Origin of the sequence: Bordetella ansorpii, from assembly GCF_900078705.1 — a bacterium.
Classification (GTDB): Bacteria; Pseudomonadota; Gammaproteobacteria; order Burkholderiales; family Burkholderiaceae_B; genus Bordetella; species Bordetella ansorpii_A.
The window spans coordinates 615131-628844 of the sequence record NZ_FKIF01000001.1 but is presented as its reverse complement, the minus strand read 5'-3'; the positions used below and the strand labels follow the sequence as shown (position 1 = coordinate 628844).

At 69.0% G+C, this 13714-nt stretch carries 10 protein-coding genes and 1 pseudogene; 6 read left to right on the top strand and 5 right to left on the bottom strand.

Annotation, left to right across the window (positions count from 1 at the left end; translation table 11 throughout):
- Positions 1 to 128: 128 nt before the first annotated feature.
- Positions 129 to 722: a TetR/AcrR family transcriptional regulator gene (locus A6745_RS02520; protein WP_156513254.1), complete on the top strand. Its 594-nt coding sequence runs from the start codon at positions 129 to 131 to the stop codon at positions 720 to 722.
- Here the strand turns inward: A6745_RS02520 and A6745_RS29185 are convergent.
- From A6745_RS29185 to uvrA, 5 genes and pseudogenes are all read right to left on the bottom strand, one after another.
- Positions 715 to 1128: pseudogene (locus A6745_RS29185) on the bottom strand (zinc-binding dehydrogenase); the annotation flags it as partial. The gene A6745_RS02520 and the pseudogene A6745_RS29185 sit on opposite strands and share 8 nt — an antisense overlap.
- Entirely contained in the window at positions 1101 to 1226 is a 126-nt protein-coding gene (locus tag A6745_RS29505) for a hypothetical protein (protein WP_269148881.1), read from the bottom strand. The gene A6745_RS29505 and the pseudogene A6745_RS29185, both read right to left, overlap by 28 nt.
- A 58-nt stretch (positions 1227 to 1284) precedes the next feature.
- On the bottom strand, positions 1285 to 1932 hold the full coding sequence (locus tag A6745_RS02510; RefSeq protein ID WP_066123100.1) for an aminotransferase class IV family protein: 648 nt from the start codon (positions 1930 to 1932) through the stop codon (positions 1285 to 1287).
- Positions 1933 to 2071: 139 nt separating this feature from the next.
- Positions 2072 to 3283, bottom strand: a complete 1212-nt coding sequence (locus A6745_RS02505; protein WP_066123094.1) for an aminodeoxychorismate synthase component I — start codon at positions 3281 to 3283, stop codon at positions 2072 to 2074.
- A gap of 128 nt (positions 3284 to 3411) precedes the next feature.
- The gene (gene uvrA / locus A6745_RS02500) at positions 3412 to 9216 is read right to left on the bottom strand and encodes an excinuclease ABC subunit UvrA (RefSeq protein WP_066123090.1); all 5805 of its coding nucleotides are present in this window, start codon (positions 9214 to 9216) and stop codon (positions 3412 to 3414) included.
- A gap of 223 nt (positions 9217 to 9439) precedes the next feature.
- Here uvrA and A6745_RS02495 point away from each other — a divergent pair, with 223 nt between their 5' ends.
- From A6745_RS02495 to A6745_RS02480, 5 genes are all read left to right on the top strand, one after another.
- Positions 9440 to 10084 (top strand): bifunctional 4-hydroxy-2-oxoglutarate aldolase/2-dehydro-3-deoxy-phosphogluconate aldolase, encoded by a 645-nt coding sequence (locus A6745_RS02495; RefSeq protein ID WP_066123086.1) that lies wholly within the window; start codon positions 9440 to 9442, stop codon positions 10082 to 10084.
- A complete protein-coding gene (locus tag A6745_RS02490) occupies positions 10077 to 11003 on the top strand; it encodes a sugar kinase (RefSeq protein WP_066123083.1) in 927 nt (308 codons plus the stop codon). The genes A6745_RS02495 and A6745_RS02490 overlap by 8 nt, the downstream gene beginning before the upstream one ends.
- Positions 11004 to 11194: 191 nt before the next feature.
- The gene (locus A6745_RS29500; RefSeq protein WP_019936597.1) at positions 11195 to 11323 is read left to right on the top strand and encodes a hypothetical protein; all 129 of its coding nucleotides are present in this window, start codon (positions 11195 to 11197) and stop codon (positions 11321 to 11323) included.
- 257 nt (positions 11324 to 11580) lie between these two features.
- Positions 11581 to 12579 carry a GlxA family transcriptional regulator gene (locus A6745_RS02485; RefSeq protein ID WP_066123082.1) on the top strand — a complete coding sequence of 333 codons (999 nt, stop codon included), beginning with the start codon at positions 11581 to 11583 and terminating at the stop codon, positions 12577 to 12579.
- A 221-nt stretch (positions 12580 to 12800) separates the two neighbouring features.
- Entirely contained in the window at positions 12801 to 13559 is a 759-nt protein-coding gene (locus tag A6745_RS02480) for an SDR family oxidoreductase (protein ID WP_066123079.1), read from the top strand.
- Positions 13560 to 13714: the final 155 nt, after the last annotated feature.

Sequence of the window (13714 nt, the reverse complement as noted above, 5' to 3'; positions counted from 1 at the left end):
ACGGCGCTTGATCACCCACGAGATACCAGGATCGGATGCTCACCAGACCTCCCCGGACGGCCTCGGCTGACGCTCATTCCCCTTCGCCTTCGCGCGGTGGACGGCCGACTCGCGAGGCGGCCGCGCAGATGGAACGCCGCATCCTCGATGCCGCCGCCGGGCTGTTCGCGTCGCAAGGGTACGCGGCCACGTCGATGGAACAGGTGGCCGAGGCCTGCCAGGCCGGCAAGGACACCATCTATCGGCGCTACGCCTCAAAGGGGGCGCTGTTCACGGCCATGATGGATCGGTTCCGCATCCAGGTGCAGGACGAACTGGCCGCCTGTACGCCGGATGGCGGCGAACCGCTGCAGCGCCTGCAACGCTATGCGCGCACCCTGCTGGACATCAATCTGCGGGTGCAGATGGTGGCGCTGAACCGGGTGGCGCTGGCCGAGGCGGTGCCGTCGAAAGGGGTGCGGCTCGCGCCGTCCGAGCAGGATCCGCTGATGCGCCGCATGGCCGAACTGGTCGGGCAGGCGCAGGCGGCGGGCAGCCTGGGCGAGGGGGATGCCTTCTTCATGGCCGAGCAATTGCTGTACGCCACGTCGATCAGGCCGCTGGTCGCCGCCATGCTGGGCGATGCCCGGTTTTCGGGGCAGGCGGCGCAACAGGATTATTTCGACCAGGCCTGGGCCTTGTTCTTGCAAGGCGCGGCCTGCAAAGGCGCGGGACGGCGCTAACCTCGTCGGCGCGCCGTTGCACGGTGGCGGCATCGGCCATATGGTCGGCCAGGCGTGGCCGGGTCAGGAACAATGAACCCGCCTCGCCGAGTTCGTAGGGGTCGAGGTCCTTCACGGACCCCGACACGTTGCCGTAGTTGACGATCAGCCCACGAGTGCGGGCGGCGCGCAGGCTGTCGCGCAAGGTCGCCTTGCCCAGCGAATCGAACACCACGTCCACGCCTTGCCCGTCCGTCAGGGTGCGTATCCGGTCGGCGAATCCGCCGTTGTCGTACAGCAGGGCCGACGCCGCGCCCAGGCGGCGCGCGACGCTGCATTTCTCCTCGGTGCTGGCCGTGGCGTAGACCGTGACGCCCAGCGTGCGCGCCATCTGGATGATCAATTGGCCGATGCTGCCGGCGCCGGCACGGGCGCGTCGTCGCGGCGTTGCACGACGTCAGGCCCGCCGTACCGGTCGATGGCCAGGGCGCGCATGGAATTGGGAAGATATGCATCGACAGGCATGGCAGGGGCTCGCGGTCAGGGTTGAACTGCGGTGAAGGCCGTGCCGGGCGCGGGAAGCTCAGTTGACGTCGGCCGGTGCCGCCAGGACCACGTCGAACCATCCGCGCAAGGCGTTCGACAATCTTATTCCTTCCGCCTGCCGCAGCAGGCCCGCGGTCAGCACCCGCTCTTGCACGGCGCCCTGTTCCAGCAGTTCGGCGCGCTGCACCCCGGGCAGGCAGCCCGAGGTCACCGAGGGCGTGAACCACTGCCCGCCCAGCTTCAGGTAGACGTTGCTGCGGGTGCCTTCGCACAGCTCGCCGCGGGTATTCAGGTAAAGCAGGTCGAACACCTTCTCGGGATGCTCGGCCAGCCATGCCGTCGACGCCTGGTACCAGGGACGGTGGGTGGTCTTGTGGCGCAGCAGCGGCTCGGCCGCGTCCAGCGGTTCGGTGGCCAGCATGACCCGTTGCACCGGGCCCAGCGCGGGCAGCTGCGAGGCCTGCACCGTGCGGTCGCCGGCGCCGTTTAGCAGCAGGCGCAGGCGGTGCGGCCCCTGCGCCAGCGCCATGCCGGCGGCGGCGCGCACGTCGGCCTCGATGGCGGGCAGGTCGCACGGGTAGCCCAGCGCCCGCGCCGACGCGCTCAGCCGCGCGAGATGGCGCTGCAGCAAGGGAATGCGCCGGCCCGACGTGACCAGCATGGTTTCAATCAGTTCGGGCCGCATGCACGCTCCTCTGTGCGGTTCAGTGGGATCGCGTGCGGTCTTGCGCGCGCCTTGTCTTGCAGGCCGCGGCCGCCAGGGGCGGTGTCGCGGCGGGAAAACAAAAGGGCGGCCGAAAATTGCCGGGCCGCCGCGGTGGGCATCAGCCCAGGATCCGGGCCTTCCAGTGACACTCCTGCCATTCCCGTTCGGGATCGGAGTCGTGCACGATACCGCCGCCCACATGGTACACGCCGCGCCGGGCCGTGGCGCCGTCCGACGGCAACACCAGGGTGCGGATCGCCACGTTCAGCGAGAAGTCGCCGTTGGGCGCCAGCCAGCCGATGCTGCCGCAGTACAGGCCGCGCGGCGCGGCTTCCATGCGGCGGATGCGGCGCATGGCGGTGATCTTGGGGGCGCCGGTGATGGAGCCGCACGGGAACAGCGCGGCCAGCACCTGCGCCAGGGGGGCATCGGGCGCGTCGGCCGAGATGGTCGAGGTCAGCGTCCAGACGCTGGGATACTGCTCCAGCGAGAACAGCGCGTCCACCCGCACCGAGCCAGGCCGGGCCAGCCGGCCAAGGTCGTTGCGCAGCAGGTCGACGATCATCAGGTTCTCGGCGCGGTCCTTCGGGCTGGTCCGCAGCGCCTGGCCGAGCCGCCGGTCTTCATCCGGGTCGGCATGGCGCGGGGCAGTGCCCTTCATGGGGCGCGTCACCAGCCGGGGGCCCTGCCGCGCCACGAAAAGCTCGGGCGAGAAGGACAGCACGGTGCGCGCGCCGTCTTCCACATAGGCCGCGTGGCCGACCGGATGGCGCGCGGCGATCCGGCGGTACAGCGCCTGGGGATCGCCCCCGACGTCCACGTCCAGGGGCATGGTGTAGTTGACCTGGTACAGCTCGCCCCGCGCGATCAGTTCGCGGATCTGGGCGATGCGCCGCACGTAGTCGCCGTGGGCCATGCGCGGCGTGACGCCAAGAATGCTGGCCGGGCCGGCGCCGGATTCCCGCGGCACGGGGCGGCCGGCCGCCGCCGCGCCGTGGCCGTCGAGGGCATCGGGCGCCGGCCACGGCGTTTCCTGCCGTGCGCGGTCGAACACCAGCGCGGTCAGGCGGGGGCTGCCATCGTCGGGGCGCTGGCCGGATACGGGCCCGGGGCCTGTCTCGTCGGGTGGGGGCCGCGTTGCCTCGGGCAGCAGCCATTCGCCCAGTTCATAGTCCAGCAGCAGGCCCACCCAGCGGCCCGCCGCGCGCGCGGCCTCGATGGCCCGCAGTGCCGCGGGGACTTCGCCGCGGTGGCATGCGACGATGCGCTCGCGGAAATCGAGCAATTCCAGCGCCTGGCCCGCCAGGCGATCTTCGAAACGGCACTTCATATCAGTCTTGCCGGGCTGTCCCAGGGAAAATCGGCGCAGCGATCCGGGACAGGAAAGGGATGGCGCCGCACGCGTGCCGCATGCCCCGGCGAGCCGAGACATGCGGCGGGCGTGAGCGTAGCGCCATTTCAGGCCTGCTGCCGCGCCTGGTCCATGAATTCGCGCAGGATGCGCCCGGTATGCGAGGCATCCTGCGCGGCCATCACGTCCTCGGGCGAGCCCTGGGCCACCAGTTGGCCACCGCCCGTGCCGCCTTCGGGGCCCAGGTCCAGCAGCCAGTCGGCTTCGGCGATCACGTCCAGATTGTGCTCGATCACGACCACCGTGTTGCCGGCCTCGACCAGGCGGTGCAGCACGTGCACCAGCTTCTCGACGTCGGCCATGGACAGGCCCACCGTGGGCTCGTCCAGCACGTACAGCGTGTGCGGCGCGCGCGAGGCGCGGCCGGTCTTGAACACGCCTTCGGTCATGCGCGCCTTGGACAATTCGGTGACCAGCTTGATGCGCTGCGCCTCGCCGCCGGACAGGGTCGGCGAGGGCTGGCCCAGCGTCAGGTAGCCCAGGCCCACGTCCTGCATCAGTTGCAGGGGCCGCAGGATCTTGGGATGCGAGGCGAAGTAGCCGATGGCGTCGTCCACTTCCATGGACAGCACCTCGCCGGCATTCTTGTCGCGCATCTTCACGCTGAGCGTGTCGCTGTTGAAGCGCGCGCCGTTGCACGCATCGCACGGCACCTTCACGTCGGGCAGGAAGCTCATCTCGATGGTGCGCATGCCCTGGCCCTCGCAGACCGGGCAGCGGCCGTCGCCGGTATTGAACGAGAAGCGCGCGGCGGTCCAGCCGCGCACGCGCGATTCGCGCATCTCGGCGAACAGCTTGCGCACGTCGTCCCAGAAACCCACGTAGGTGGCCGGGCACGAACGCGGCGTCTTGCCAATGGGGGTCTGGTCCACTTCCAGCACGCGGTCCAGCACCTCCCAGCCGCTGATGCGCTCGCAGCCGCCCCACCCCGGCGCCTTGCGCTGCGACACGGCCTGGGTCAGGTTGTCCAGCAGCACCTCACGCGCCAGCGTGGACTTGCCCGAGCCGGACACGCCGGTGACCACCGTGAGGCGGCCCACCGGAATGCGCGCGTCGACGCTGCGCAGGTTGTGCAGGCGCGCGCCCTTGATCTCGATCATGGGCGTGTCGGCCTCGATGGGCCGGCGGCCGTTCAGCGGGTGCGCCAGCGGTGCCGCCAGGTAGCGTCCCGTGACGGATTCGGGCGAGGCCACCAGGTCTTCGGCCGTGCCCTGCGCCACCACGCGGCCGCCGCGGATGCCCGCGCCCGGTCCGATGTCGATGATGTGCGAGGCGCGGCGGATGGTGTCGTCGTCGTGCTCGACCACCACCAGCGTGTTGCCGTTGCCTTCCAGGCGCGCCAGCGCGTCCAGCAGAATGCGGTTGTCGCGCGGATGCAGGCCGATGGTGGGCTCGTCCAGCACGTAGCACACGCCCTGCAGGTTGGAGCCCAGTTGCGCCGCCAGGCGGATGCGCTGCGCCTCGCCGCCCGACAGCGTGGGCGCGGCGCGATCAAGCGCCAGGTAGCCCAGGCCGACCTCTTGCATGAAGGTCAGGCGGCCGCGGATCTCGGCCAGGATGTCGCGCGCGATCTCGCCTTCGCGCCCGCGCGCCACCAGGCCGGTGAAGAAGGTGTGCGCGTCGCTGACCGGCAGCGAGGCCAGTTCGGCGATGGAACGGCCGCGCCATTGCACGGCCAGCGCCACGCGGTTCAGGCGTTGGCCGTGGCATACGCCGCAAGGCTTGGCCTCGCCTTCGTACCAGGCGTTCCAGGCGGTTTCCTCGCCGGTCTGTTCGGCATCGAAGCCCTGCAATTGCAGGCCCGTGCCGAAGCAGCCCGTGCACCAGCCGTGCTTGGAGTTGTACGAGAACAGGCGCGGATCGGGTTCGGGGAAGCTGGTGCCGCACGAGGGGCAGGCGCGTTTCACCGAGAAATGCTGGTGCTGCAGATCGCTGTCCAGCGCCTCGTGCAGCTTGTCCACCGGCCATACGACGTTGAGGATGCCCTGGCCGTGTTCCAGCGCGCTCTTGACCGCGGCGCGCAGTTCATCCTCGCGCGCCGGATCGACCACCACGTCGGCCACCGGCAGTTCGATGGTGTGTTCCTTGTAGCGGTCCAGGCGCGGCCACGGCGACACCGGGATGAAGGCGCCGTCCACGCGCAGGTGCGTGTGACCCTTGCCCGCGGCCCACTTGGCCAGGTCGGTGTAGTAGCCTTTGCGCGCGGTGACCAGCGGCGCCAGGATGCCGATGTGCTGGCCCTTGTGTTCGCGCAGCAGGCGGGCCACGATCTGGTCGGTGTTCTGCGGCTCGACGGCCACGTGGCAGTCGGGGCAGAACTGCGTGCCCAGCTTCATGTACAGCAGGCGCAGGAAGTGGTGGATCTCGGTCATCGTGGCCACGGTCGACTTGCGGCCGCCGCGGCTGGTGCGCTGCTCGATGGCCACCGTGGGCGGGATGCCGAAGATGGCGTCCACGTCCGGCTTGCCGGCCGGCTGCACGATGGCGCGCGCGTAGGCGTTCAGCGATTCCAGGTAGCGGCGCTGGCCCTCGTTGAACAGGATGTCGAAGGCCAGGGTCGATTTGCCCGAGCCCGACACGCCGGTGATCACCGTGAACTTGTCGCGCGGGATCTCGACGCTGACGTTCTTCAGGTTGTGCTCGCGCGCGTTCAGGATCTCGATGGCCTGGCTGGCCTTGCGCCGGCGCCGCATCAGCGATTGCAGCGGCGTGCCGGCCACCGTCGTCGCGGCTTCGGCGTCCGGGCCATAGGCCGCGCCCGGTTCGGCCAGCGCCGGCACCAGTCCGGCCTGCTCGGCCTCCTGCGCTTCCATGTCGGAGGACACCACCACGTCGGCGGGCACGGGCGAGGCCGGCAGCACCGAGCCTTCGTATTCGCGCAGCGCGTGGCCGGTGTACGAACGCGGGTTGTCCATCAGGTCTTGCGGCGTGCCCACGCCGACCAGTTCGCCGCCGGCGTCGCCGCCATCGGGGCCCAGGTCGATCAGCCAGTCGGCCGCGCGGATCACGTCCAGGTTGTGCTCGATGACCAGCAGCGTGTGGCCAGCGGCCAGCAGCTTGCGGAACGCGCGCATCAGCCGCGCCACGTCGTCGAAGTGCAGGCCGGTGGTGGGTTCGTCGAACAGGAACAGGCTGCCCTTCTTGGCGACCTTGGCGGTGGAGATGCCGCTGCGCGCCGCCTCGGCCAGGTGGCCGGCCAGCTTCAGGCGCTGGGCCTCGCCGCCCGACAGCGTGGGCACGGGCTGGCCCAGGCGCACGTATTCCAGGCCCACGTCGGCCAGCGGCGCCAGCCCGGTCTGCACGTCGCGCAGGCCCTTGAAGAATTCGAGCGCCTCGTTGACGGTCATGTCCAGGACTTCGTCGATGGACGCACTCTTGCCCAGGTGCTCGACGCGGACTTCCAGCACCTCGGGGCGGAACCGCTTGCCGTCGCAATCGGGGCAGCGCAGGTACACGTCGGACAGGAACTGCATCTCGACGTGCTCGAAGCCGGTGCCGCCGCAGGTGGGGCAGCGGCCATCGCCGCTGTTGAAGCTGAAGGTGCCGGCGGTGTAGCCGCGCTCGCGCGACAGCGGCGCCTGCGCGTACAGCTTGCGGATGGCGTCGAACGCGCCGACGTAGCTGGCCGGGTTGGACCGCGCGGTCTTGCCGATGGGCGTCTGGTCCACCATGACGACCTCGGCGATCTGCTCGGCGCCCAGCAGGCGGCCGAACTCGCCCGGGGACTCGGTGGGCTTGCCCTGGTGCTTCAGCAGCGCGGGATACAGCACGTCCTGCACCAGCGTGGACTTGCCCGAGCCGGACACGCCGGTGACGCACACCAGGCGGCCCAGCGGCAGTTCGATCGAGACGTCGCGCAGGTTGTGGGCGCGCGCGCCTTCCAGGATGAGTTTGGGCGTGTTGGCCGCCACCGGCATGGGCCGCGGCGCCTCGACGCGCTGGCGCCCGCCCAGGTAGTCGCCCGTCAGCGTCGCGGACGCGCGCAACTGTTCGGGCGTGCCGTCGAACACGATGCGGCCGCCGCGTTCGCCGGGGCCGGGACCGATGTCGATGATGCGGTCGGCCGCCACCATGACCTGCGGATCGTGCTCGACCACCACCAGCGTGTTGCCGGCATCGCGCAGGCGATGCATGACCTCGACCACGCGGTGCATGTCGCGCGGATGCAGGCCGATCGAGGGCTCGTCCAGCACGAACAGCGTATTGACCAGCGAGGTGCCCAGGGCGGTGGTCAGGTTGATGCGCTGGACCTCGCCGCCGGACAGCGTGCGGCTCTGGCGGTCCAGCGTCAGGTAGCCCAGGCCCACGTCGCACAGGAAGCGCAGCCGCGCGCGGGCCTCGGTCAGCAGCAGGTCGGAGGCCGCGTCCATCGCGCCTTCCAGGCGCAGGCCGTCGAAGAACCTGCGCACGCGTTCGATGGGCAGCAGCATCATGTCGTGCACCGACAGGCCGTCCAGCGAATTCAGTTGCTCGCGGCTCCAACTGACGCCGACGGGCAGGAAGCGCTGGTAGCGCTCGTCGTCAGGGGGAAGAACGGCATCGGCGTCCGCCTTCGATCCCAGGCGCCACAGCAGCGCATCCGATTTCAACCGCGCGCCCCGGCAGGTGGGGCAGGGCGTGTAGCTGCGGTACTTCGACAGCAGCACGCGCACGTGCATCTTGTAGGCCTTGCTTTCCAGCCATTCGAAGAAGCGGTGCACGCCGTACCATTGCGTCTTCCAGGCTTGGCTGCCACCCTTGAAGTCGGGGTCGCCGTTCAGCACCCAGTCGCGCTGCGCCTGCGTCATGTTCTTCCATGGCACCCCCAGCGGGATGCCGGCGCGCGGCGCGTACTTCGCCAGCTCGACCTGGCATTCCTTGAACGACGGGGTCTGCCAGGGCTTGATGGCGCCTTCGAGCAGGGTCTTGCCCTCGTCAGGGATGACCAGGCCCAGGTCGATGCCGATGACGCGGCCGAAGCCCCGGCAGCTTTCGCACGCGCCCAGGGGCGAGTTGAACGAGAAGCTGCTGGGCAGCGGGTCGTTGTATTCGATGTCGCAATCGGCGCAGTGCAGCCGGTCGCTGTATTTCCAGACGGCGCTGTCCTGGCCGTCGTCGTCGACGACGTGCACGGCCAGGTGGCCGGCACCCATGCGCAGCGCGGTGTCCAGCGCTTCCATCACGCGCTCGCGCTCGGCCCCCGCGAAACGGAAGCGGTCCTGCACCACGTGCAGGATGCGGCGCGCCGTGACGGGCTCGGCCGTCTTGCCCTTGCCCTTGCCGCGCGACACCTGCTTGACCGCGCCCTCTTTGGGCTCGGACTCGGCATGCACGCGGGTATAGCCCTGTTGCTCGAGAAAGCCTCGCACTTCGTCTTCGGTGAAGTTGGCGGGCACGGGCAGCGGAAAGGTGATGACCAGGCGGGGGTCGCCCGCGGCCTGCGCCTGCTCGGCCACCGCGCGGTGGATGGAGTCGGGCGAGTCGCGCCGCACCCGCTTGCCGCAGCAGCGGCAGAACAGCGTGGCGCCGCGCGCGTAAAGCAGCTTCAGGTGGTCGTTCAGCTCGGTCATCGTGCCGACCGTGCTGCGCGAACTGCGCACGGGATTGGTCTGGTCGATGGCGATGGCGGGCAGGATGCCCTCGATGCGGTCGACCTGCGGCTTGTCCATGCGGTCCAGGAACTGGCGCGCATAGGGCGAGAAGGTTTCCACGTAGCGGCGCTGGCCTTCGGCGTACAGCGTGTCGAAGGCCAGCGAACTCTTGCCCGACCCCGAGACGCCGGTGACGACGACCAGTTCGCCGGTGGCGATGGTCACGTCCAGGTTCTTCAGGTTGTTCTGGCGGGCGCCAACAATGCGGATTTCGGAGCTCATGGGGTGATCGTAGCCTGTGTCCGGCGGGGCGCCGGCGATGAGGGGCGGGCAGGGGAGGGGCACTTGGATATCTGTATATATGAACAGTATCTCAGATTCACATGGTCTTACGCCATAGCTGGGGACGGACGCGCATAATCAAAGCAGAAACGAGGCCGGCACGCCGTGTTAGGGCGTGCCGGGCGCTGCGTCCACCGGGACGCTCCCCCGAGAAAGAGGTGCCATGACCGATCCTGATTCCCTGCGTGCCCGCCTGCTGGCCGCGCGCGTCGTGCCGGTGCTGCGCTATACCGATCCCGCACTGGCCGCCTACGCCGTCGAGGTGGCCGTCGCCGCCGGTTGCGATGCCCTGGAACTGACCTGCACCATCCCCGGCGTGGCGGACCTGGTGCGGGTACTGCGCGAGAAACATGGCAACGCATTGTTGCTGGGGGTGGGCACGGTGCTGCACGAAGACCAGGCGCGCGACGCCCTAGTGGCCGGCGCCGACTTCCTGGTGTCGCCGGGCCTTGCGCCCGGCCTGGTCGAGTCGGCCCATGCCGCCGGCGCCTTGTGCCTGCTGGGCGCCTTCACGCCGACCGAAGTGCTGGCCGCGCGCGACGCGGGCGCCGATCTGGTGAAGATATTTCCCGCCGAGACGGGCGGCCCCGGCCACGTGGCGGCGCTGGCATCCGTGTTTCCCGGCATCGCCTTCTGCCCCACGGGCGGCATCACGCGGCAGAACATGGGCGCGTATTTCGCGGCGGGCGCGGCGCTGGTGGGCATGGGCGGCAACCTGTACGACAAGGCCGCGTTCGCGGCGCGCGACACCGCCGCGCTGGTCAGGCAGGTCGGGCAGATCCGGGAAGAGGCGATGCATCATGGCTGAGTTCGACGTCGTGGGATTGGGGGAGGCCCTGGTCGAGTTCAACCAGACGCGGCCCGGGCAGCCCGAGTATCGGCAGGGTTTCGGCGGCGATACCTCCAATGCGGTGATCGCCGCGGCCCGCCAGGGCGCGCGCTGCGCCTACCTGACCCGCGTGGGCGACGACGCCTTCGGACAGCAATTGCTGGACCTGTGGAAGGCCGAAGGGGTGGACACCTGCGGCGTGCAGCGCGATGCCGATGCCCATACCGGCGTGTACTTCGTGCAGCATGGCCCCGACGGGCATGCCTTCAGCTATCTGCGGCGCGACTCCGCCGCCGCGCGCATGCGGCCCGGACACCTCGCCGCAGGCTTGGTCGAGCGTGCCCGTTTTTTGCACGTTTCCGGCATCAGCCTGGGCATCAGCGACAGCGCCTGCGACACCGTGTTCGCCGCCATCGCGCGGGCGCGCGCGGCAGGCGTGCAGGTCAGCCTGGATTCCAATCTGCGCCTGGGCCTGTGGCCGCTGGACCGGGCGCGGGCCATCCTGCGCGAGGCGCTGCGGCATGCCGACCTGTTCCTGCCCAGCATGGGCGACCTGCGGCATTTCACGGGGCATGAAGATCCGGGCCGCACGCTGGACTGGATCCGCGAGGCCGGCGCGCCCGGCGCCGTGGTGCTGAAGCTGGGCAAGGATGGGGCGATGCTGGACGAGGGTGGCCAGCGCACGGCCGTCGCCAGCCAGCGCGTGCAGGCCGTCGATGCAACGGGCGCGGGGGATTGCTTTGCGGGCAACCTCCTGGCGCGGCGCTGCGATGGCGATGCCTGGATCGATGCGGTGCGCTATGCGAATGCGGCGGCGGCGTTGTCGACGCTGGGCTATGGCGCGGTCGATCCCCTGCCGCACCCCGGGCAGGTGCGGCAACTTCTGCAGCAGGGTTGATCCCGTCTTCGCTGGGCCGCCAGGGCGTTGCGCCGTTTTAACGTCCCCGTTTTCCATGGAGAGGGCTATTTGCCAGATCGCCGACTCCAAGGCTAGAATCCCGAGTTATCCTTGATTTCGCCGTCCGCCTTTTCGGCCTGATCCGAGCAGACCCGAAACAAACCGAATAGAACCTCTACCGGAGAATAGTCATGGCCGAACGTAAACGCGTCCGTCGTAACACCCTGGAACGCCGCTGCCTGGGCAAGGCCTTCAAGCGCCTGTTCGTCAAGTCGCCCAAGGGCGTGTTCAAGATGCTGGAGAAGGTCAAGCGCGTGTAATACACGTGTACTGCGGGCGCCGTGCACGGCAGCAACGCCCTCTGACCTTTATCGTCCCCCGGGACGAGTCGCAAAACCCCTCGTCAGAGGGGTTTTTTGTTTCTGGGCGACGCAAAGGGCGGCTCGATCCCGGACCCGGGCATGCGGTCAGGCCCGACCGGTGCCCGTCGTCGTTGCGCGGCGCGGCCGGCGCGCTACACAGTCATGCACTTTGATGGCAGGATGACGCTGATCCGGCATTTCAGGAAGGAAGCGTGATGCGACAGGTCGGCCTGATTCTCGAAGATGGTTTTCAACTCATGGGGCTGGCCGCGCTGGCGGCCTTCGAATTCGCCAATGCGGAATTGGGCGCCGATGGCTACCGCCTGACGGTGCTGTCAGAGCGCGGCGGCACCGTGCGGTCTTCGATGAACGCCGGCATCGAAACCCTGCCGCTCGGGGTCATGCCCGACACGCTCATGGTGGCAGGCGAACTGTTGCCCCAGGATGTGTCGCCAGGCCTCGGCGATTACGTCGCCCGCGCGGGCAGCGAAGCACGGCGGGTGGCGGGCGTATGCACAGGCGCATTCGTCCTGGCCCAGGCCGGCCTGCTGGACGGGCGCCTGGCCACCACGCACTGGGCGCACGCCCGCACGCTGCAGATGCGTTTTCCCAGAGTGCGCGTGGACGAGGACCGCATCTTCGTGCGCGACGGCAACATCTGGACCTCGGCCGGGATGTCCTCGGCCATCGACCTGACGCTGGCCCTGTTGGAAGAGGATCATGGCCCGGCGCTGGCCCGCGCGATTGCTCGCAAACTGGTCGTTTACCACCGCCGGCCCGGCGGCCAATCCCAGTTTTCGGCGATGCTGGAAATGGAGCCGCGCTCGGACCGGGTCAGGAGCGCCCTGGCCTACGCGCGCGAGAACCTGCGCAACCCGCTTTCGGTCGAGGAACTGGCCGAGGCCGCCAGCCTGTCGCCGCGTCAATTCAGCCGGTTGTTTCGGCAAGAGACAGGACAGTCCCCAGCCAAGGCCGTGGAGATGCTGCGCCTGGAGGTCGCCCGCTTCATGCTGGAGGACGGCAGCCATCCGCTGGACGTTGTGGCGCGCGATTCCGGATTCGCCGACCGGGATCGCATGCGCAGAGCTTTCTTGCGCAGCTACGGGCAACCACCCGCGAGCCTCAAGCGCCACTTGAAACTGATGGAGGGCAGTGAAGCCGCATCACCCGACAGGGTGCCGGTGCGCCATTCAGACCTTGACGCTCAGGCATGACGGGGGCCATCGCCGCCTCCTGCCCTGCGCGGGTCGGGCCCCCGGCAACTGGACATCTCGGCACCCTTCGCCAGCCCGGCCGCCAGCCGGGCTTTTTGTTGAGTGCCATCCCAGTGCATGTCTGTTATTGCCGTTTATATGTCATTTAAGACTTTCGGTTGTGCGTGCATAGTTCGTCCATCGACAAAGCGCCAGGGTGGCGCAATCAAAGGAAGACAACCATGCAGATGACCGGCAACACCATTTTCATCACGGGCGGCACCTCCGGCATCGGCCGCGCGCTGGCCGAACAGTTCCATGCGCTGGGCAACAAGGTGATCATCGCCGGACGCCGGCAGGCCTTGCTGGACGAGGTCGCGGCCGCCCACCCGGGCATCGAAGGCGTGGCACTGGACATCTCGGATGCGGCCGACATTGACCGCGTCGCCGCACAACTGATTCGCGACTACCCGGCCCTGAACGTGCTGGTCAACAACGCCGGCATCATGCCATTCGACGATCCATCGGGCCGGATCGACGATGCCGTCTCGCGCCGCATCCTCGACACCAACCTGCTCGGCCCCATCCGCTTGACCTCGGCGCTGGTGGAGCACCTCAAGGCGCAGCCGCGCGCGACCATCATTCACAACACCTCCGTGCTGGCTTACGTGCCGATTGCCACCAACGCGGTCTATTCGGCGTCGAAGGCGGCGCTGCACTCTTACGCGCTGTCGCAGCGCTTCATGCTCAAAGGCACGAGCGTATCGGTGCAGGAAATCGCACCGCCCTGGGTCGATACCGATCTCATCAAGAAGAGCGGCGATCCACGTGCCATGCCGCTGGATGCCTTCATCGCCGAGACGATGCAGGGTTTGGCCACCGATGCGCCGGAGGTCTTCGTCGAGGCGATCCGCGTCCTGCGCGACAACCCCGGCCTGGGCGAGCACGCATTGGTCGATGGCTTCAACGCCGAGATCGCCGCTCACCCCATCCCGGTCTGACGCCGCCCGTGCGAGCCCGAGGGTCCGCAGCCGGTCATGGCCCGGGATGTCGCCCTGCCGGTCCCGACAGTGGCTTTGCTGGTCGCCGGCGCAAGCCCCGCGCTGCGAAAACGGGTCCATTCGGATGCGGCGACCGGCCTGGGCGATGGAACCCC